Source organism: Listeria sp. MAN/IMW/UF555 (assembly GCF_058684075.1).
Genome location: NZ_JBZWZS010000001.1, coordinates 1,155,567 through 1,177,051, shown reverse-complemented (window position 1 = coordinate 1,177,051; position 21,485 = coordinate 1,155,567). Strand labels below are relative to the sequence as shown.

Genomic DNA, 21,485 nt, shown 5'->3' with positions numbered 1-21,485 from the left:
AATAAGATTGTGCATTATTGAACGTGAATAATGTAACAAATCATTTGCTGAGATTATAGTCGCAGGAGGCTTATTATGACAGATTATCCGAGTATTTTTGAACCATTAACTGTAAAAAGAATGACCATTAAAAACCGTGTGATAATGCCACCAATGGGGACAAACCTAGCTGGATTAAATGGCGAATTTTTAGAAGAACATATGAATTACTACGAACAACGTGCAAAAGGTGGAACAGGTCTAATCACTATTGAAAACGCTTGTGTAGATTTTCCTTATGGGACAAACGGAACAACGCAACTTCGAATCGATAATGACCAATACATTCCTGGATTTTACAAATTAACAGAACGTCTTCATAAACATGGAACTTGTGTATCCATCCAAATCAACCACGCCGGTGCATCTGCTTATCCAGCACGTTTGAATGGACTTCAGCCAGTTTCCGCATCAGATATTCCATCTAAAAAAGGTGGTACTGTACCGCGCCCGCTTACAGTAGAAGAAATTTATGAAATCGTAAATAAATACGGAGATGCTGCAAGACGCGCCCAACAAGCCGGCTTCGATGCAGTCGAAATCCACGGCGGACACTCGTACTTACTATGCCAATTCTTATCGCCACTTTATAACAAACGAACAGATGAATTTGGTGGCTCGCCAGAAAATCGCGCCCGTATTGTCAAACTGATTTTAGAAAAAGTACGCGCAGAAGTTGGTCCGTTTTTCCCTATCGTGCTGCGTTTTAGTGCAGATGAATTTACAGAAGGCGGCAACCATTTAGAAGATATTTTGGAACTGCTAGATTATTGCCAAGAAGAAGCGGATATTTTGAATGTATCAGCGGCAATTAATGACAACCTATACTTGCAAATTGACCAAATGAACTTAGAAGATGGCTGGAGAAGCTACCTTGCAAAAGCGGTGAAAGATAAATTTAACAAACCAACGATTACTTCCGGTAACATTCGCAGTCCAAAAGCGGCAGAGAAAATTTTGTCAGAAGGATACGCGGACTTGCTTGCGATGGGACGTGGCTTAATCGCTGAGCCTAACTGGGTGAGCAAAGTGGCAACTGGTCAAGAAGACATGCTTCGAAAATGTATTTCTTGTAATATCGGTTGCGCGGATCATCGGATTTCGAAGTCGAAGCCAATCCGTTGTACCGTAAATCCAGATATTATTCATGAAGATAAATACAAAGAAACAAAAGTGACTCATCCTACCAATGTTGTCGTAATTGGCGGCGGAACAGCAGGACTTGAAGCAGCTTGTACGGCGGCCGAAGTTGGCTGTAACACAACGCTAATTGAAGCGAATGAACAAACTGGTGGCTTGGCGCGAGCTATTGCCAACCTTCCAGATAAAAGTAGAATTGCCGATTTCTCTAATTATTTAGCGAACCGAGCAGAAAAATTAACCAATTTAAAAGTTATTACAGGCACTAAAGCTGATACTGCGCTTATTGATACATTTAATCCTGATGTGGTTGTAAATGCCACAGGATCCAAACCATTACTTCCACCAATTAAAGGTTTGCTCGACGTGATTGACAAAGAAGGCAGTAAGGTTCATTCGATTTTCGGACTTATTTCGAATATCGATGACTTTACCGAATTTAGTAACAAGAAAGTCGCAGTTATCGGCGGTGGTGCAGTTGGTCTTGATGTGGTCGAGTACTTCTCAGAACGCGGCTCGGATGTTACAATTGTAGAAATGATGCCAATCCTTGGAAAAGACTTGGATATGATTACACGACTTTCGATGATGGATATTATTGAGAAAAACCACGTCGATGTGCAAACAGAAACGGCATTAACAGAAGTAGCAGCCGATCATTTCAAAGTGAAGCATGACGGAGTAGACGCCGAGATTCCATTTGATTATGGCTTTGTCTGCCTAGGAATGCGACCAGAACGCCCACTTATGGAAGAACTTGCGGCATACGGAAAAGAAAAACAAATTGAAATCGTAAATATTGGCGACAGCGCAGCGACAAGAAAAATCTTGGAAGGCGTTCGCGAAGGAAGAAATATTTTAACTACATTAGAAAAAATAGGCTCTTTGTAAGCCGAACTGGCAAGGCGGATTCCGTTTTGCCAGATTCGCTCTTTATATAAGTTCACATTTTCACAAATAAACTTTAACTTGGAAAGGAACGATGTTATTATGACAAACAAAATCACTGAAAGAATCACAGGACACACAGAATTAATCGGGTTAATCGCCACTCCAATCAGACACAGTTTATCACCAACAATGCACAATGAAGCTTTTGCAAAACTAGGGCTTGATTATGTATACCTTGCTTTTGAAGTTGGAGACAAAGAACTGAAAGATGTTGTACAAGGATTCCGCGCAATGAACTTACGCGGCTGGAACGTTTCTATGCCTAACAAAACAAACATTCATAAATACTTAGATAAACTTTCTCCAGCGGCTGAACTTGTAGGGGCAGTAAACACAGTTGTTAATGATGACGGCGTGTTAACTGGACACATCACGGACGGCACTGGCTATATGCGTGCGTTAAAAGAAGCCGGTCATGACATTATCGGTAAAAAAATGACGATTTGTGGCGCTGGTGGTGCCGCAACAGCTATCTGCATCCAAGCAGCTCTTGATGGCGTGAAAGAAATCTCGATTTTCAACAGAAAAGACGATTTTTATGCCAATGCTGAAAAAACAGTAGAAAAAATCAATACAAAAACAAATTGTAAAGCACAATTATTTGATATGGAAGATCATGAACAACTACGTAAAGAAATCGCTGAAAGTGTGATTTTCACGAATGCGACTGGCGTTGGGATGAAACCTTTCGAAGGCGAAACACTTCTACCAAGTGCAGATATGCTTCGTCCAGAATTAATCGTTTCGGATGTTGTTTACAAACCAACTAAAACTAGATTGCTGGAAATCGCTGAAGAACAAGGCTGTCAAACACTTAACGGCTTAGGCATGATGCTTTGGCAAGGTGCGAAAGCTTTCGAAATTTGGACACACAAAGAAATGCCAGTTGATTACATTAAAGAAATCCTATTTTAAAAACTTGCAAAAGAACAAGGTTATCGCTAATCTTAAGACATAATATCGAATGAGGAGAATTATACATGAATAAAGTAGTCGTAAAGAATGTTACGTTTGGTGAAGGTGCGCCAAAAATTTGTGTACCAATGGTCGGTAAAACGGTTGCTGCTCTTAAAGAAGAAGCAGAAATGTTAAAAACAATCGATTTGGACGTTGTCGAATGGCGCGTTGACTTTTATGAAGACGTAAAAGATTTAGTTAAAGTGGAAGCTGCGCTAGATGAGATTCGCGCAATTTTGCCAGAAACACCGATTTTATTCACTTTCCGCAGTGCAAAAGAAGGCGGCGAGTTAGCTGTTAGTGATGAATTTTATTTTGAATTAAATGAAACACTAGCTGGCACTGGCAAAATTGATTTAGTTGACGTGGAACTTTTCAATGAAGAAGTGGATGTTTTACGTTTAATTGAAACAGCCCACAAAAACAATGTAAAAGTAGTGATATCGAACCATGATTTTGATAAAACACCTGCGAAGGAAGAAATTGTTTCTCGCTTAACTCGCATGGAAGCACTCGGCGCGGACCTTCCGAAAATCGCTGTTATGCCAAAATCTGCTGGAGATGTACTAACTTTATTAGATGCAACGAATACTGTATCTGAAAAAGCTAATCAACCAATCATTACGATGTCGATGGCTGGAACTGGTGTTATCAGTCGTCTTGCTGGCGAAGTATTTGGCTCGGCAATGACATTTGGCGCTGCGAAAAAAGCATCGGCGCCTGGTCAAATTGATGTTAATGAGTTACGTCATGTCCTTGATTTACTGCATAAACAATTTTAATGAAGTTCGAAAAACCTTAAATTTAGATTAATCGTCTAAGTTTAAGGTTTTTTTGTTATAATAAGGCATCAGGAATTTTAAAGGAGACGGAACTAAATGAAGAAGTTACTTTTTTTAGGTGATAGTGTGACAGATGCTGGGCGCGATTTTGAAAATGACCGCGAATTAGGACATGGTTATGTGAAAATGATTGCAGACCAACTTCAGAAAGAAGATGTAACGGTTATAAATCGAGGTGTTAGTGCGAACCGGGTAGCGGATTTGCATCGTCGTATTGAGGCGGATGCAATTTCACTTCAACCAGATGTAGTTACGATTATGATTGGGATAAATGATACGTGGTTTAGTTTTAGCAGATGGGAAGATACTTCTGTGACGGCGTTTAAAGAAGTATATCGCGTGATTTTGAGCCGATTGAAAGAAGAAACAAATGCGGAACTGATTTTGATGGAGCCGTTTGTATTACCATATCCGGAAGACCGGAAAGAGTGGCGCGACGATTTAGATCCGAAAATTGGAGCTGTGCGCGAACTTGCGGCAGAATTTGGTGCGACGCTTATTCCGCTTGATGGGCTAATGAACGCCCTCGCTATCAAACATGGGCCGACTTATTTAGCTGAGGACGGTGTACATCCTACCAAAGCAGGACATGAAGCTATTGCCTCCATTTGGCTAGAGTTTACAAAATAACGCTTTACAGAAAAATTTATCCATGCTATAGTTGGGTCTATGCGATGAGCCTACAAGCAGTGACTTAAGTATCACTGCCCCATTTTCCGCGTTATAGCTTTGTGGAAGGCTGCGGAAAATGACGCTATGAAATGCCCCTTAAAGTAATTTAAGGGGCATTTTTCTATAAAAAAGGAGTGTTTGCTTTGCAGAAAGAAAAAGCACCAATAGGACTTTATTTTTTATTAATTGCAGTGATGGCGAGTTGGGGTTTTAACGTAACGATGACGAAAGTATTAGTTAGCTATTTTCCGACAGTTACGATGACATCTTTCCGGATTTTCACAGCAGCGATTACCGTTATTATTATTTTATTTATCACCAAAAAATTACGTCTGCCTACAAAGCGGGAATTTGGCTTGATTTTCCTCGCTAGTATTTTTAATATTGTTATTCATCATTTTTTCTTGTCGAACGGGTTGAAGCTGACGACTGGGACGAATGCTGGGCTTATTCTTGGTTCGGCGCCGATTGTGGTGGCGATTTTTTCCGTGGTATTTCTCCGTGAACGAATTGGGGCATGGCGCGCGGTTGGTTTTTTAGCAGGGATTTTTGGCGTGAGTTTGGTTGTTCTTTCTAATGGGACGGGGATAAGCGGGATTTCATTGGGAGATATAGACATCTTTATCGCGATGGCTTCCCAAGCATTTAGTTTTATTATTATTAAAAAGCTCGCTGGATCAATGGATACGGGTCTGATGACGGGATACATGTTATTTCTTGGTTCGGTTATGTTGTTTGGTTTAAGTCGCTTCATGGAGCCGGGGGGCGTGTCAGAATTAGTGGCCGTTCATTCGTGGAAACTATGGCTCTTGTTTGTCGTTTCAGCTGTGGTCGCAACGGCCTTTGGTAATTTCGTTTATAATTATGCGGTTGGGAAAATTGGGCCATCACGCTCGGCTATCTTTATGAATTTCAATCCATTATTTTCGCTAATTGGCGCATTACTTTTCCTCGGAGAAGCAATTCGAATTCCACAATTAGTCGGGTTCGTTTTTATCATTATTGGCGTCCTGCTTGGTTCGGGCGCATTAATGGAGCTTATTTATGAACGCAAAAAAACAAAAGTACGCAATCCTGAAAAGCTGCTCGAAAAAGAAGTTTGACTTTTATTGACCTTTATATTATAATTTGGTTAGTTACTTATTAAAAGTAACTCGATAATGATAGGAGGGATAGCATGAAATTGTTATTAAAAAATATTAATGAACTTGCTGCAAAACAAAAAAGTGAAGGATTAACTGCTTTTGAAAAAGAAAGACAAGCTGCCCTTCGTCAAGAATATTTGAAGAAAATTAGAGGAACTGTTCAAGATAATTTACATCACGTAACAATTATTGATCCACTTGGAGACGACGTAACTCCTAAAAAACTAAAAGAAATCCAAGCCGAATTAAGAGGCTAATATAAGTCATAGAAGGTTGAAAGAGCTCATTGCTTTTTCAGCCTTTTTTTTGTTGACAGAGCTAATTTACCATCTTGCGGAGTCGAGTAGAGAAAAATGGTGACGAACAGTTTAACATTTTCGGAAATACTGGTGCTACAATCAAAATGAGAAAGGAGAGGATAACATGGAAATTGCAATTGCAGCTGACCATGGCGGATTTCAGTTAAAAGAAAAAATTCGCGCACATTTAATTGAAAGCGGCTACAAGGTGAAAGATTTTGGTTGTTATTCAACAGAAAGCGTCGATTTTCCGGGGTACGCCGCTAAAGTAGGGCACTTCGTTGCAACCGAAAATAGTTTAGGTGTACTTTGTTGCGGAACAGGAATTGGGATGTCCATCGCAGCCAACAAAATAAAAGGCGTGCGTGCTGCTGTCGTTTCAGACACTTTTTCAGCGATGATGACTAGGCGACATAATAACAGTAATGTTCTTTGTCTTGGTGAACGTGTTCTTGGCGATAGTCTGGCGTTACTCTTACTTGATACCTGGCTTGCGGCGGAATTTGAAGGTGGAAGGCATATGACAAGGCTTGCAAAATTGGCAGAGCTTGAGGAACAGGAGGGAGTTGAATGAAAATGATTGCGGCTTCCATTATGTGCGCAGACTCGCTTCATCTCGCTGACGAACTCCGGGCACTCGAACAAGCAAACGTAAAGATGCTCCATTGTGATGTGATGGATGGTGTGTTTGTAAAAAATGCAGCGATGGGCGCCTATGTCCTTCAAGATATAAAAAACAATACAGATATGTTGCTTGATATTCATTTAGCTACAGTGAATCCTGATAAATTTGTGGATTTGTATGCGGCGATAAAGCCAGCTTATATGTCCTTCCACGTAGAAGTTTCACCTGATGTCGATGCGACTATAAATCATATTCGTGCGCTAGGAATCAAACCGTCCATCGCCATCAGCCCGGATACAGACATTGAACAGATTTATCCATTTTTAGATAAAGTCGATATGGTTTTAATGATGACCGTTAACCCTGGGTTCGCGGGACAAAAATTCCAGCATCATGTACTAGAAAAAATCAAAAAACTTCAAAAAGAGCTTGAAAGCCACACCAATAAACCATTAATTGAAGTAGATGGCAATATTTTTGAAGAAACAGTCCGGTTACTTGAACCAATTGGCGCAGATGTCTATGTCGTTGGAACAGCCGCATTATTTAACGACAAGGCAGGTAGTTATACAGAAAAACTAGCGCCACTCAGAGAAGTTATCCAAGAAAGGTGAGGGAAAATGCATTTAGATTCAGCTAATTTAGAAGACGTGAAAAAAATTCAAACCAGCTCCATTTTTAAAGGAATTACTACGAACCCAACCATTTTAGTAAAAGAAAAATGCAATCGACAAACAGCGATTAATCGTATTTTAGAATTTACGGATAAACAAGTTTTTGTACAGACAGTTGGTTTTAGCTATGAGGAAATTTTGGCAGATGCACGCATGTTACTAGCGATGTTTGGGAAAGACAAAATAGCTATTAAGATTCCGGCACATGAGGCTGGTATTAACGTGATCGATACACTCAAAAAAGAGGATAAAACCATTCAAATCTTAGGAACTGCTATTTATTCGGCTGATCAAGCAATCGCGGCTGCCTTGGCTGGCGCAGATTTTGTTGCCCCATATGTGAATAGGATGAGCGCAGCGAACATCGATCCTTTTAAAGAAATTGCTGGGATGCGTCATTTTTTTGATAAAAAGGCACTTAAAACACAAATTATGGCAGCGAGCTTTAAACATAGCGGACAAGTAATGCAAGCCTATGAAAACGGCGCAGATACGGTAACCGTTCCTTATGAAATTTATTCGCAAATGACCAACAAAGTTTTAGCATTAGAAGCAATTCGTGTCTTTAATAAAGATGCTACATTGTACGAAAATTAACAATCTCCTTCTCATGTTGTGGAAGTGTGTGGAGAAAACTTGTGATGAAAGCGCATTCTTAAGCGCCAAACCCTATGCTATAATTAGGCTATCAAAGGGGGGGAGACGCATGTATCTGGATAACAGAAGTAAAACACTATTTCAAGAAGTCATAAAAAATCCGAACATTACAAATAAACAACTCGAAGTAAAGTATAAATTATCGCGTTACCAAATCAGCTATAGTTTTCAGAAAGTAAACGAATGGCTCAAGTGGAAAAATTATCCAGAAGTAAAGCGTTCCAAAAACGGCAGATTTATATTAGAACCAGAGCTTACAGCGCTATTTTCTGAGAAAGAAACTCGAGATCCAAGCGTAGAATACTTACCTTCCGAAAATGAACGTGCCAATTTAATTTTGCTGATGCTTTTAACAGCAAAAGAAGAACTATCCCTCGCCCATTTTACAACGAAGATTCAAGTAAGCAAAAACACCATTCTTCGTGATTTAAAAGTAGCGCAAAAATTACTTCCTAAAGAAACAACGGTCACTTATAGCAGAGCATCGGGTTATCAGTTGGCAGGCAGTGAGTGGGAACTGCGCAAGGTTCTGACACAAGTTGTAAGTAGCGTGAAAGAGATGTTTCGAGGAGAGCACTATTTCCTATCGTATTCAGGGATTGAAAAAGTCCAACTAATGGAAATTCGCCGCACACTCGAAGAAGCAGAAGCGATGATGCAAATAAAATTCACCTATGAACAAATCGAATTACTACCCTATTTGCTATCTGTGATGTTCTTAAGAATCAGAGACCGGCGTTTAATCGATACTGCTTTTCATATTGACGAGAAATCACTTTCAGACACGCGAGAATACCACATTACCGATATTTTACTCGAAAAAACTGGCCCAGTTCCAGAACAAGAGCGACTTTTCATCACATTACAACTTCTTACAACAAACATTTTTTCCGGCGAAATTTTAACTGAAAAATTAACAGAAGACTTGGAAAAAGTTGTCCTCACATGCTTAGACCTATTCGAGAAAAAAGCACTTGTTTCACTTAAAAACAAACATATCTTAATTGAAAAATTACTCTTACATCTAAAACCAGCCTATTACCGGATTAAATACCAAATGAATTTAGAAGATACACTTTATGAAAAATTCAATCAGGAATTCGAGGCGCTTAACTTTATTGTTAAAGAAGCTTTTGATCCACTTGCGAAATTTATTGGTCGCGAAATTCCGGCAGGTGAAATATTCTTCATTTCGTTGTTCATTGGGAGCGATATGATTCCGCAAAATGATATTTATCATAAACAAAAACGCGCGATTGTTCTTTGCCCGAGCGGGGTTACTTTTTCAAAAATTATGGAAAATATTTTAGTAAAACTATTCCCAGAAATTCATTTTTATCCAACTATATCTGTTCGTGAATACGCCTTTTTCAAAGCAGAAGTTGATATTGTTTTTTCTTCTATTCCATTAAAAGATGGCGAAAATGTTTTTGTTGTTCAACCGTTTATGAACGATATTGAAAAAACACAACTAAGGCAACAAGTGCTACAAAATCTTTTCGGGATGGGAAATCAGCTCACAAACATTGATAAAATCATGGAAGTCGTAGAACGTAACGCCGATATAAATGATCCGAATGCAATACGAGATGGAATCATTGATATTTTGTCAGCGAATACAGCTACAAATGAAAATAAACGTGTGAAAAAAGTCTATTTACATGATTTAATCACCGAAGATAACATCATGATTTGTGAGGATGTTAAAAACTATCAAGAAGCGATTCGTCTAGCGAGTCAGCCGCTGTTACTGCAACAAGCAATTACAGCGAACTATGTAAAGACCATGATTGATAACCATAAATTCCACGATCCGTACATTATTATCGGTGAAGATATTGCCATTCCACACGCAATGCCTAATGCAGGGGTAAATCGACTCGCTATGTCTCTTTTAGTCGTGAAAAATGGTGTATATTTTTCAGAAACCGAACAAGTTCATTTCGTAATAGTCATCGCGCCCGTGGATAAAGAACAACACATTGAAGCTCTTTACCAAATCGTTCATTTAGCAGAGAATCACCAAATTTTAGATGATTTGCTCGAAAATGTAACGAAAGAAAAAGTCATGCAAACAATCAACCAATTAGTAATTAGAGAGGATGAATAAATTTTGGATAAACAAGCTATTTTAGATAATATTCACCAAACATGGCAAGAAGAAGCAAATGCGATTTCCCGTTTGCCGGAAGTAACAAGTGAAGAGGCACTCGTTAAAACTGTTGAAAAAATCGCCGAGTGCACAGGGAAAATAGTCGTAGCTGGTTGTGGAACTTCTGGCGTCGCTGCGAAAAAATTAGTACATTCTTTCAACTGTATCGAACGTCCGGCAGTCTTTTTAACCCCATCAGATGCTGTGCACGGGACTCTCGGTGTACTTCAAAAAGAAGATATATTGATTCTCATTTCAAAAGGTGGAAATACAGGCGAATTACTTAATTTAATTCCTGCTTGTAAAACAAAAGGGAGTACATTGATTGGTGTAACAGAAAACCCAGAATCTGTTATCGCCAACGAAGCAGATATCTTTTTCCCAGTAAGTGTAAAGAAAGAACCAGATCCTTTTAATATGTTAGCAACGGCAAGTACAATGGCTGTTATTGCAAGCTTTGATGCAATAATTGTTTGCTTAATGACCTATATGAATTACACAAAAGAGCAGTTTTCAGTCATCCATCCTGGTGGTGCCGTTGGAAACAAATTATTAAATAAATAAACAAGCAGCCAGTCGGAGGGATGCAATTTGGATGTATTAGAATATTTTAAAGAAGAAATGGTTCGCTTTTCAAACGAACAAAATAAAGAAAAATTACTTACGGAAATGGCTGAACAGTTGTGTGAAGTAGGCGCTGTAAAGCCAAGTTTCAAAGACGCCGTAATTAAACGGGAAAAAGTTTTTCCAACGGGATTACTAACCGCTCATGCTGGAGTCGCCATTCCACATACAGATAGTGAACACGTTATTCGTCCAGTTATTGCTGTGCGGATACTTAAAGAACCAGTTTCTTTTATCGAAATGGCCTCTGATAACGAAGCAATTGATGTGAGAATTGTCTTTATGATGGCGCTGAGGAGTGCTGACGAACAACTAGATATGCTACAAACACTTATTCAACTTATTCAAGACGAGGAGGTGATGACGACCTTACTTAAAGCGCAAGAGACGGGAGATGTTCTCTCAGCAATAGAACATTTTTCTAATAATAATTAAGGGAGGTCGGGAATAAATGGGGAGTTTTTTTGCAAGCTTTGTAGATTGGTTAATAGGAAGCCCTGGTAGATTTATCGTTAATTTAATTGAAGGGAATATGCTAATTTTCATGTTCGTAGTAATGATTTACGCCACCACAATTTTATATGCCAAATGGACACTCGCATACTACTTACCGAAAAAAATGAGTCAGTTAGCAGAAATGAAAACGTGGGAGCTGGACGAATTACATGCAGCGTGGCAAACAGAGAAAAAAGCTCTACCATGGTATATTCTCGTTCCAAGTCGCAATGAATTTTGGGTGAAATCTGCCCGAAACGCACCAGAATCAACTAAATTACTCCATTTTAGTCAGCAAAAATTAAAACTAAGTGACAAAGAAAAGTTACAAAAAATCATAGAAATTCAATCTTGAGGTGATAATAGTGGCAAAAATAGTTCCGTCTGTTTTTGGAGCAGACATTGGCAGAATTAATGAACAGTTACAAGTCCTAGAGAAAAATGGCATCGATTTATTACATGTAGATATGATGGATGGTTCGTTCGTTCCGAATATCGCTTTTGGTCCAGATCAAATCAAAATGATGAAAAAAGGCACAAAACTTCAATTTGATGTGCATATGATGGTGTATGAACCAGATCGTTATATTCCAAGATTAGTGGAAGCTGGTGCACATATGATTACTGTTCACCAAGAAGCAACAACTCATTTGCACCGTACAATTCAACTAATTAAAAGTTACGGAGTGCGCGCTGGAGTTGTGTTAAATCCAGGTACACCACCAAGCACTTTAGAATACGTGTTAGATGATATTGACTGTATTTTGCTTATGACTGTAAATCCAGGCTTAGGTGGTCAAAAATTCTTCCAATCAAGTTTAGAAAAAATCAGAAAAACCAAAGCGTATATTGGAAATCGTCCTATTCAAATCGAAGTAGATGGCGGAGTAAATGCCGAACTTGCGAAAGAATGTACACTTGCAGGCGCAGATTTAATCGTCGTAGGATCTTATTTATTTGAAGGCGATATCGAAGCGAATTTGGAAAAGTTATCGAAGGGAGTTTTAACAGAATGAAAGCTTTAAAATTATATGGAAAAAGAGATTTGCGTTATGAAGACGCAGATATGCCAACAATCGAACAGCCAGATGATGTTATTTTGAAAGTAAAAACGGTTGGAGTTTGCGGATCAGATATTTCGAGATACAGTAAACTTGGTCCGTATGTACCGGGAATGGTGTGGGGACACGAATTTTCAGGGGAAGTTATTGAGGTTGGTAGTGCGGTAACTGATATTGAAATTGGTGATAGGGCTGCCGGATGCCCAGCACTCTATTGCGGAGAGTGTGAATACTGTAAAAAAGGCGAATTCGCCCGCTGTCGGAAGCTAACAGTAATCGGAGCAAGACATCCTGGAGCCTATGCTGAGTATATCAAACTTCCAGCAGAAAATGTAGTAAAAATACCAGACGAATTAGATTATGAAGCGGCTGCACTTGTAGAACCTTCCGCAGTGGTCGTTCATGGATTTTATCATACGAAATTACAAGCAGGCGATGATGTCGTCGTTGTCGGAAGCGGCAATATCGGTTTGCTAGCAATTCAATGGGCAAAAGTTTTTGGGGCAAGAAGAGTTATTGCAATTGATGTAGACGATAAAAAGTTAGCTCTTGCGAAAGAAGTGGGAGCAGACGTAGTTATTAATTCATTAAAAGAAGATCCATTAGAAGTAGTCGCAGCACATACAGATGGTTTAAATGCTGATTTAGTTGTAGAAGCCGCGGGATCACCCATTACATCCGCTCAAGTTTTTGCCTATGCGAAAAAAGGTGGAGGCGTCGTGTTCCTAGGAATTCCATATGCCGATGTAACAATCGAACGTTTCTATTTTGAAAAAATTGTGCGGAGTGAGCTTACAGTTTGGGGTTCATGGAACGCAATTTCCGCACCATTTCCAGGAAAAGAGTGGCAAACAACCATTCACTTCCTAGCTAACAAACAAATCAACATTGAGCCAATGATTACACACCGTCTTTCACTTGCTGAAGGACCAGAAGTTTTTGAGCGAATCTATGAAAGAAATGAATTTTTCGGGAAAGTACTATTTTTCCCAGAATGATAGGGGGATTTTAAGATGAAAAAGAAGAGAATTTATGTATGTTGTGGGACAGGAATTGCGACTTCCACTGTTATTTCCAAAAAAGTGCGTGCAGTACTAGACGAAAAGCGCATTCCATATGAAATTAGTCAATGCACGGTTCAAGAAGTAGCATCAAAAGTAAGCACATCTAAGCCAGACATTATTGTTAGTTCAACAACAGTTACAGGTGATGTTGGTGATGTACCAGTTGTCATTGGAAGATCATTTTTAACAGGCCTAAAAAAACAAGAAACAATCGATGAAATACTCGCGATACTTCAAGATTAAAGGGAGGGCACAAAATGGATATTATTCTAGATTTCTTTAAATATATTATCGGGCTTGGTGTAACAGTTATGATGCCAATTATCATTACCATTCTAGGTGTGATTTTCCGCAAAAAAATTAGTGTAGCTTTTAAAGCGGGGCTAACGGTTGGTGTTGGGTTTGTTGGGCTAGGCGTTATCACTTCACTTATGTTAACGACCATTACACCAGTAACAAAAGCACTGGTAGAGAACTATAATTTTAAATTAACAGCGACGGATATTGGTTGGGGAGTTGGCTCGTCACTCGCATGGGGAACTGAAGTAGTACCATTTGTTTTTGTAGCAATTATTGCAACCAATATTTTAATGATTGCCTTTAAATGGACGAAAACAATGGACGTAGATATTTGGAATTACTGGCAGCCGCTTTTTATCGCGAGTGCACTTTACTTAACAACTGGTAGTATGATTATTGCGATTCTTAGTTCGATTATTAATATGGCAATTATTTTCAAAATCGCTGACTGGACGCAAAAAGATGTAGAGGATGTATTAGGTTTGGATGGAATTTCCTTACCACAAATTCAAACTTCTGGGTGGGCCCTTGTTGGTTATCCGATGAACTGGCTACTTGGAAAAATTCCTGGCGTTAGGAAAATCAATTGGTCCACAGAGAAAGTTCAAACCCGGTTAGGTATTTTCGGCGAACCGATGCTGATGGGCTTAATTATCGGTGGTGGACTTGCAGCAATTGCGCAAATGCCACTAAGCCAAGTATTGCAAACTGGAGTAACAATTGCAGCTAGTTTAGTACTTATTCCGCGGATGGTTTCGCTTTTAATGGACGGACTTACAGTTATTTCAGAAGCTGCCCATGAATTCATGGAAAAACGTTTTCCAGGTCGCGAACTATTCATCGGACTAGATTCAGCGGTTGGGATTGGACACCCATTTGTACTTTCACTTGGACTTTTAATGATTCCAATTACTTTAATCTTAGCGTTCATTTTACCAGGCAATAAAGTATTACCTTTAGCTGATTTAACGGCATTACCATTCTATATGATTTTTGCCATTGTTCCTTCAAAAGGTAATTTGTTTAGAGGGATTTTCACAGGTATTGTTATCGTCATTATTACCCTCTACCTATCAGGCGCAGCGGCACCACTGATGACGGAACTTGCTGGTCAAATCGGCTATAATATACCAAAAGATGCTGTAGAAGTAACTTCACTAGCTGTAGGGACTCAGTGGTATACTTGGATTGTATATTACGGACTTCATTGGTTCGGCGGCATTCTTTAATTGCAATATAGTGAAACAAGCATTAGTTCGCGCTAATGCTTGTTTTATTTCCGGGAAGAATTTTTAGCTAGTAGACAACCCTCAGACAGTTCTATATAATAATAAGGAGAAGAAATTAGTACGGCGGAAGGAGATAGCAATGACAGGCAAAATGAAACTTTTTTCTGTGACGAGTGAGAGACCACTTGCGACAAAAATTGCAGATTATCTAGATATACCTTTATGTGAGGTGGAGCTCCAGAAGTTCAGTGATGGAGAAGTGAAAATTAATATTGAGGAAAGTATCCGCGGGACTAACGCGTATGTTGTTCAATCAATGAATGCAAACGTAAATGAACGTTTAATGGAACTTTTAATCATGGTAGATGCCTTAAAACGCGCTTCCGTGCACTCAATTAATATAATTATGCCTTATTATGGCTATGCTCGTCAGGACAGAAAAGCACGCTCAAGAGAACCTATTACTGCCAAATTAATGGCAAACCTAATCCAACGTGCGGGAGCAAATCGTTTAATTACAGTTGATTTGCATGCAGCTCAAATTCAAGGCTTTTTCAATATTCCAATCGATCATCTTTCAGCAGTTCCACTTATCGGTGATTATTTGATTGAAAAATACGGTGAAGAGGACGTCGTTGTAGTCGCACCAGATCATAGTGGTGTTGTTCGTGCACGTAGAATTGCTGATCGATTAAATGCGCCAATCGCCATTTTAAATCGTAAACCAAGACCGCACGAAGATGAGATTATGAGCGTTATCGGCGACGTGAAAGGCAAAGTCGCAATCGTTGTCGATGATATTATTGATACCGGTGTACGTGCCACAACCTCAGCTGACATTTTACTTGAAAAAGGGGCAGTAGAAGTAATCGCGTGCGCAACCCATTCAGTCATGGCTGGAGACGCGACTGAACGCTTGCAAAACTCAAGAATCAAAGAAGTCATTACATCCGACTCTATCGACCTTCCAGAAGAAAAACAATTCGAAAAACTAACAACCATCTCCATCGGCCGCATCCTAGGCCGCGCAATCGAAGGCGTCCAAGAAAACCGTTCATTGCATCCGTTATTTTAAAGGATAAGTAGAAAACAGTAACTAATAGAGTTGCTGTTTTTTGTTTTTAGTAAACTATCGACCAGCAGTAACGTAAAAAACACTGAAGACCGACAGAAATTTGTGAATGCTTGGAGGAAGCGGAGTTTGGAGATATTTGCTTTGAAAAAGTATGCTGGCAAAAGTAGATTTTATCTGATTTGGAACAAGTCGACAGAAACAGCCTTTTGAGGTAAGATGGGAGTAAGAAGAAAAGCGCACGGGTTTTAGTTACTTATTGTGAAATGTAAATTTTGTTTTAGTAAGCATATCTCGAATAAATTCAAGTGTTTTAGTTACTTATTGTGAAATGTAAATGACACATTCTTGCGAAACGAGTGTTTTTTAGAGTCAGTTTTAGTTACTTATTGTGAAATGTAAATAACTGATATGCGTTATCTACTGTTTGTGTTTTTAAGGTTTTAGTTACTTAATGTGAAATGTAGGAAGCGGCTTTAAAGAAATTACTAAATAATCTGGAGGACATCAACATGAAAAAAGTTCTAATGCCACTTATGCTACTCGCAGTTTTATTATATGGGTGTTCATCACAAAACGAAGGAGTAACGAAAGAAACTGCCATTTCGAAGACGATTTCTATACGGGCGGACTACACTATTCCGGCAAATTTGGAGGAACTAACAGCGAACAGTGATTCTATTGTTAAAGTGAAATTTTTACAGAATAAAGACATCGGTAAAAATGGAAGTACGATTAGTGAAGTAGAGATTTTAAAAAACTACAAAGGTAATTTTAACAAAGGCGAAAAAGTAAATATTTCGGAACCGTGGTATTTAAGTAATGATAAATATGTCGCGGTTGAAAACTATATTGCACTTGAAAAAAATGAAGAATATACCTTGTTTCTAAACGAGGGTGACGATAAAGTAAGTTCCATAGTTAGCATGGGTTATGGTAAATTCAGTGAAAAGCTCCAAGAAAAACAAGGCGTTCTGGCAGATTTTGACAAACTTGGCGAAGTTCAAAAATACGATTTTATTTCCGAAAGTAAGGATGAAGTAAAGAATTACCAAGCAATCAAACAACAAGTTTTCGAAAAATATCAAGATTCAAAGTAAAAAAGGCAAATGGTTTAGCCTAGTTGCGGAAACCCTAAAATTCCGTCATAATAGAAAAAAATGACGGGAGCTGATAAATTGATTATTGATGTATTGCAACATGTGCCGCACGAAGGACCTGGACTTATAGCGAATTGGGCGAGAGAAAATCAGCATCAGTTAAAGATACATACGTTATTTGAAGAAAATGAACATGTTCCAAAAGACTCGGATTTTTTAATTGTGCTTGGAGGACCGATGGGGATAAATGATACAGCTGAATTTCCCTGGTTAGTGGAAGAGAGGGCCTTGATAAGACGATTAAGTGAGCAAAATAAACCGGTATTTGGCGTATGTCTTGGCGCTCAGCAAATTGCAGCGACTTTTGGCAGTATGATTACGGTAAATAAAGAAAAGGAAGTCGGCTGGTTTCCTATTAAGCGAACATCGGAAAAATTAGCGTTTTTTACCGAATCGCTCGACGTATTTCATTGGCATCAAGATACATTTTCGTTGCCGGATGGTGCTACTCGTTTGTTTGCTAGCGAAGGCTGCTTAAACCAAGGCTTTATATACGGAGAAAATATTATCGGTTTACAATTTCATTTTGAAATGGAAAAGGCTGGAATAGAGACTATTTTGCAAATTGATGAGGAGTTTATCACACCAGGTAAATACGTTCAAAGCATCGAATTAATGCGAGCTAAAAGTGTTCCTCGGGATAATAAGCAAATGTTAGAAGCTATTTTGGACTATTTAATAAAAGTAAAACCATCTGACTAAAAATCAGATGGTTTTTTCTTAATATCCAGTTTCAACAGAAGCGTTGACAATATACATTAAATCGTTCTTGTCTTCTTTATCTTCCAAGAAAATGCCGCTTGTTGTCATCATGCCGCCAGCCATTTTTTCGATTGTTACCGTACCATAAGGGATAATTGCGCGAATAGTATCTTCGTCTAATTTATCGGCATCGCATGGTAAAGCTAGTTTGATATTCACTACCATGTTTTGTAAATCGCCCTCTGGAAGGAGCCCCTGAATCCCGGGCATCGAATTAGTGAAAATCGCATTTCTTACAGCGCGTTCAGCCGCTTTAGTTATATTTTGGCCGTGTACATCTACACCAAAGCCCGTTTGAATGAATAAAATTTGTTCCATCATTGTCACTCCTTAAAGTCTTTTATTAAAGCTGCACCAGGTCGATTTTTTGCGTAGCCTTCCATCACTTCGGTAAAATGTAAGCCATCAGTATCAGAGGAATTAGCGAATATTTCTGCCATCTGTTTTCGCTGTGCAGCGCCAAGTTCATTTTCTAATTCTTTACCCGCTGTGGTCAAAAAAATACAGCGTTGGCGTTTGTCGCGAGTGCCTTGTTCAATTGTAAGAAGTTCGCGATCTTTTAACTCTGCAAGTGGCTGGTGTAAGGCTTGTTTCGATATTTCTAAAAAGGTTAAAAGTTCGTTAATCGTAAGTCCAGGCATCCGTGCAGTAAAGAACAAAATGCGATGATGTAATCTTTTTAGTGAATGTTTGGCAATAATTAAATCAGCGGTCTCTGTAAATGCTTTATAGCCGAAGTAAAATAAAGCGATTTGTTGATTCATGTTTTGCTCATTGTTCATAAATATACCCCTTTTTCTGTCAATATCAACAGTATAGCATAAATAGGGCGAAGGAATGATGGTAAGCGCACTACTTTTTTACAATAAAAAAAGCTTGTTTTTTAAGCTGAATTTGATAAGTTTTTAAATAAATTGGAAACAGAAAGTGTAATATTAGTATTTGCAAACCCGTATTTGTGTACAAAATGTTACGTTAATAGAATTTTCAATCTTTTATTTTTTGAGAAATAAAACGCTTTCTTTGTTGATTTAAAGCGATTTACAAATATTATAAACTGAATAATATGAATATTAAAGCAAATCAAACGTGAAATATTTTACGAAAACGTATTGAGAGTTAATTTTTATGACGTTATACTTTGGAAAGAAATCAACCATTAAGGAGATTATAAATGAAAAAAGTTCTAAAATTGTTTCTCGTAACTATTTGTATGTTTATAATGATCTATCCTACAACGGCAGTTCATGCAGATGAAACATCAGATGTCGTTAATATTCCTGATACAAACTTAAGAGCATATCTGAATGGATTACTCAAACAAACGACGAATGCTCCAATCACTAAAAGCCAACTAGCAACAATCAAAACCGTCACTCTTTCTGGAAGTAATTATACTGATCTTACCGGTATAGAAGAAGCGGAAAATCTTACAACACTTACACTTAACAATACAAACATTCAAACCCTAGAGCCAATTAAAAACCAAACATCTTTGACTTACATAACGGTTAGTGGTGACAATGTGAAAGATAGCCTTTTTGTAGATTTAAACGGGCTAGTTAATTTACAGAGCTTAAGTATTAGTGGCAGCGAAGTAACACATAATGTTTTTAATAATTTTAATAAATTACCGAAACTAACCTATCTGTACGCACAAAATTCAATGAAAATCACGGATATTTCTGCATTAGCCTCTTTGCCAGCATTAACAACGCTTTTTGTGCAATTTGATGGAATTGATGATTTTCGTCCTTTAAATAATTTTGAGAGTTTTAAAAATGGTAACTTAAAAGCTTTAGCAGCATTTGGACAAAATACCGGGCGGACAAATCCGCGCATCACGCTTAAATCAGGCAAACTTGATTTTAACGAAGCAAACCAAACGTTATATTTACCATTTTCGATGATGCCAAAGCCATTAACTAGCTTTGATGGGACAGTTGCTCCTTTTTCTAAGTCAACCTCTGCAAGTAACACGTATTTAGGTTTTAACGATGTGGCACTTCCAAGTTCACGTCTTACAATTACAGATGATGGCATTACAGTAAGTGGCGTAACGAAAGAAGAATTTGATAACCTTGACGAAATTGAATATAATGCACGCTATGACTTTCCAACTGGCAGCTATCCGACACCACCAAGCATGACTTCATATACAATCTCCAGCGGAACATACGATCAGTATTTTGATATTAGCCACACTTTAGATTTAACAGCCGATGAAAGTTTTGACTATAACCAATACGATGCAACAACCGAAGAGCAATTTTTAAAAGATGTTCATGCTAAAACGGACGATGGCACTCTTGTCCAAAGTGACTTTAACCAAGTCGTAAAACTAGATGTACCGGGCGAATACACGGTCACATTAAACGCAGAAAATGCAGCAGGGCTAAAAGCAACTCCTGTGACAGTAAAAGTAACTGTACATGAAAAACCTGTTATCACAGCAGATCCTACCATATCTTATAACAAAGCAACAACTAAATCAGTCGACGAATTTTTAACCGAGATTCATTCCGCTGTAACAGGAAACGCGACACTTACAAGCGATTTTAATAAAGTAGTAGATTTAACCACACCAGGAAAATACACCGTAACATTAAATGCTGAAAATGAGCGCGGCCAAAAAGCAGATCCTGTAACAGTTATTGTGACAGTCACTGATGCGGACGGCGAAACAGTTGACCCGACACCACCTACACCTGAAGAAAAGACCCCAACACCCGAAGAAAAACCCTCAACGCAAAATGAAAAATCACCTTCAGAACCTACAAAAAACCCAGACATACAAAGTGAAAACACAGAAGAACAAGTTACTGTGCAAGAAAAAGCAAATAATACTACATTAACAACTAATGAAAATGTAAGAGCAAAAACAAACCAGCCAAAAACTAAAGCACTTCCAAAAACCGGAGATGCAGGATTCGGCACTCTTCCGTTAGTTTCAGCAGGAGCAATGCTTAGTTTGACGGCTCTCGTTCTTTTCAGAAAACGCAAATCTTAAACATCTGAAATGAAGCCTAAAATTATTTTTATAGGGTATTGAATACTATAAGAAAAGTTGTAGGAGGTTATAATTATGGAAAAATATCATCGTATTCTTGTAGCTGTAGATGGCTCGGAACCAGCGAAGTTAGCCTTTGAAAAAGGATTAGAATTAGCTCTGAAATTAGATGGTGTTCTTGGTATTGCAAGTATTGTTGATTTACGAGCTTTTTCTCCAAATGTTTCTTATGATGGAAGTTTAGAAGAAAAAGCGGAATTGGAACTAAAAACGAGCGTAAATGAATATGCCGACATTGCAAGGAGAGCTGGAGTGGCGAAAGTAGAAACTTTTGTAGCTAAAGGAAATCCTAAAATCTTACTATCGACTGATATTCCCGCAGAATTTCAAGCAGATTTAATTATTTGTGGAGCTACCGGAATGAACCGGGTTGAAAAACTTGTGCTTGGTAGCGTATCTTCTTATATTATGGCCCATGCGATTTGTGACACTTTAATAGCAAGATAAGAAAAGAGTAGATACTTTCATCTAGAAGGTATCTACTCTTTTTGTTTT

At 38.4% G+C, this 21,485-nt stretch carries 24 protein-coding genes; 22 read left to right on the top strand and 2 right to left on the bottom strand.

The window, feature by feature from the left end:
• Positions 1–75: 75 nt before the first annotated feature.
• From AC4PG8_RS05905 to AC4PG8_RS05810, 20 genes are all read left to right on the top strand, one after another.
• Positions 76–2,070, top strand: a complete 1,995-nt coding sequence (locus tag AC4PG8_RS05905) for an oxidoreductase (RefSeq protein ID WP_492170137.1) — start codon at positions 76–78, stop codon at positions 2,068–2,070.
• A 99-nt stretch (positions 2,071–2,169) separates the two neighbouring features.
• Entirely contained in the window at positions 2,170–3,045 is an 876-nt protein-coding gene (locus AC4PG8_RS05900) for a shikimate dehydrogenase (RefSeq protein ID WP_003770572.1), read from the top strand.
• Between the two features lie 65 nt (positions 3,046–3,110).
• Positions 3,111–3,869 carry a type I 3-dehydroquinate dehydratase gene (aroD, locus tag AC4PG8_RS05895; RefSeq protein WP_492170136.1) on the top strand — a complete coding sequence of 253 codons (759 nt, stop codon included), beginning with the start codon at positions 3,111–3,113 and terminating at the stop codon, positions 3,867–3,869.
• Between the two features lie 96 nt (positions 3,870–3,965).
• On the top strand, positions 3,966–4,559 hold the full coding sequence (locus AC4PG8_RS05890; protein ID WP_492170135.1) for an SGNH/GDSL hydrolase family protein: 594 nt from the start codon (positions 3,966–3,968) through the stop codon (positions 4,557–4,559).
• Positions 4,560–4,744: 185 nt separating this feature from the next.
• A complete protein-coding gene (locus AC4PG8_RS05885) occupies positions 4,745–5,704 on the top strand; it encodes a DMT family transporter (protein WP_492170134.1) in 960 nt (319 codons plus the stop codon).
• 74 nt (positions 5,705–5,778) lie between these two features.
• Positions 5,779–6,003, top strand: coding sequence for a DUF896 domain-containing protein (locus tag AC4PG8_RS05880; RefSeq protein WP_003721282.1), 225 nt, complete (start codon positions 5,779–5,781; stop codon positions 6,001–6,003).
• Positions 6,004–6,169: 166 nt separating this feature from the next.
• Entirely contained in the window at positions 6,170–6,619 is a 450-nt protein-coding gene (rpiB, locus tag AC4PG8_RS05875; protein ID WP_160464227.1) for a ribose 5-phosphate isomerase B, read from the top strand.
• Complete coding sequence (locus AC4PG8_RS05870) at positions 6,616–7,284, top strand: ribulose-phosphate 3-epimerase (protein WP_160464226.1); 669 nt, start codon at positions 6,616–6,618, stop codon at positions 7,282–7,284. Before rpiB ends, AC4PG8_RS05870 begins: the two co-directional genes overlap by 4 nt.
• 6 nt (positions 7,285–7,290) lie before the next feature.
• Positions 7,291–7,941: a transaldolase family protein gene (locus tag AC4PG8_RS05865; RefSeq protein WP_160464225.1), complete on the top strand. Its 651-nt coding sequence runs from the start codon at positions 7,291–7,293 to the stop codon at positions 7,939–7,941.
• Between the two features lie 109 nt (positions 7,942–8,050).
• Positions 8,051–10,111: a BglG family transcription antiterminator gene (locus tag AC4PG8_RS05860; RefSeq protein ID WP_492170133.1), complete on the top strand. Its 2,061-nt coding sequence runs from the start codon at positions 8,051–8,053 to the stop codon at positions 10,109–10,111.
• 3 nt (positions 10,112–10,114) lie between these two features.
• The gene (locus AC4PG8_RS05855; protein ID WP_033533376.1) at positions 10,115–10,717 is read left to right on the top strand and encodes a KpsF/GutQ family sugar-phosphate isomerase; all 603 of its coding nucleotides are present in this window, start codon (positions 10,115–10,117) and stop codon (positions 10,715–10,717) included.
• 27 nt (positions 10,718–10,744) lie between these two features.
• A complete protein-coding gene (locus tag AC4PG8_RS05850; protein ID WP_185330594.1) occupies positions 10,745–11,212 on the top strand; it encodes a PTS sugar transporter subunit IIA in 468 nt (155 codons plus the stop codon).
• A gap of 16 nt (positions 11,213–11,228) precedes the next feature.
• The gene (locus AC4PG8_RS05845; RefSeq protein ID WP_033533374.1) at positions 11,229–11,627 is read left to right on the top strand and encodes a hypothetical protein; all 399 of its coding nucleotides are present in this window, start codon (positions 11,229–11,231) and stop codon (positions 11,625–11,627) included.
• A gap of 10 nt (positions 11,628–11,637) precedes the next feature.
• Positions 11,638–12,288: a ribulose-phosphate 3-epimerase gene (gene rpe / locus AC4PG8_RS05840; protein ID WP_033533373.1), complete on the top strand. Its 651-nt coding sequence runs from the start codon at positions 11,638–11,640 to the stop codon at positions 12,286–12,288.
• Positions 12,285–13,331: a galactitol-1-phosphate 5-dehydrogenase gene (locus AC4PG8_RS05835; protein WP_185540385.1), complete on the top strand. Its 1,047-nt coding sequence runs from the start codon at positions 12,285–12,287 to the stop codon at positions 13,329–13,331. The genes rpe and AC4PG8_RS05835 overlap by 4 nt, the downstream gene beginning before the upstream one ends.
• A 15-nt stretch (positions 13,332–13,346) precedes the next feature.
• Positions 13,347–13,640 (top strand): PTS sugar transporter subunit IIB, encoded by a 294-nt coding sequence (locus AC4PG8_RS05830; RefSeq protein WP_003721293.1) that lies wholly within the window; start codon positions 13,347–13,349, stop codon positions 13,638–13,640.
• A 14-nt stretch (positions 13,641–13,654) separates the two neighbouring features.
• A complete protein-coding gene (locus AC4PG8_RS05825; RefSeq protein ID WP_003765524.1) occupies positions 13,655–14,926 on the top strand; it encodes a PTS galactitol transporter subunit IIC in 1,272 nt (423 codons plus the stop codon).
• 139 nt (positions 14,927–15,065) lie between these two features.
• Entirely contained in the window at positions 15,066–16,001 is a 936-nt protein-coding gene (locus tag AC4PG8_RS05820) for a ribose-phosphate diphosphokinase (RefSeq protein ID WP_003765526.1), read from the top strand.
• 509 nt (positions 16,002–16,510) lie between these two features.
• Entirely contained in the window at positions 16,511–17,098 is a 588-nt protein-coding gene (locus tag AC4PG8_RS05815) for a hypothetical protein (protein ID WP_185540383.1), read from the top strand.
• A gap of 78 nt (positions 17,099–17,176) precedes the next feature.
• Positions 17,177–17,860, top strand: coding sequence for a type 1 glutamine amidotransferase (locus tag AC4PG8_RS05810; protein ID WP_185540381.1), 684 nt, complete (start codon positions 17,177–17,179; stop codon positions 17,858–17,860).
• A gap of 18 nt (positions 17,861–17,878) precedes the next feature.
• Here AC4PG8_RS05810 and AC4PG8_RS05805 read toward each other — a convergent pair whose 3' ends face one another.
• A complete protein-coding gene (locus AC4PG8_RS05805; protein WP_003770606.1) occupies positions 17,879–18,238 on the bottom strand; it encodes a Lin0512 family protein in 360 nt (119 codons plus the stop codon).
• 5 nt (positions 18,239–18,243) lie between these two features.
• Positions 18,244–18,702 (bottom strand): MarR family transcriptional regulator, encoded by a 459-nt coding sequence (locus tag AC4PG8_RS05800; RefSeq protein WP_003770608.1) that lies wholly within the window; start codon positions 18,700–18,702, stop codon positions 18,244–18,246.
• Positions 18,703–19,094: 392 nt separating this feature from the next.
• Between AC4PG8_RS05800 and AC4PG8_RS05795 the strand changes: the two genes are divergently transcribed.
• A complete protein-coding gene (locus AC4PG8_RS05795) occupies positions 19,095–20,930 on the top strand; it encodes a LapB repeat-containing protein (RefSeq protein ID WP_003760596.1) in 1,836 nt (611 codons plus the stop codon).
• Between the two features lie 75 nt (positions 20,931–21,005).
• Complete coding sequence (locus tag AC4PG8_RS05790) at positions 21,006–21,437, top strand: universal stress protein (RefSeq protein WP_003760597.1); 432 nt, start codon at positions 21,006–21,008, stop codon at positions 21,435–21,437.
• The last annotated feature ends 48 nt before the right edge of the window (positions 21,438–21,485 follow it).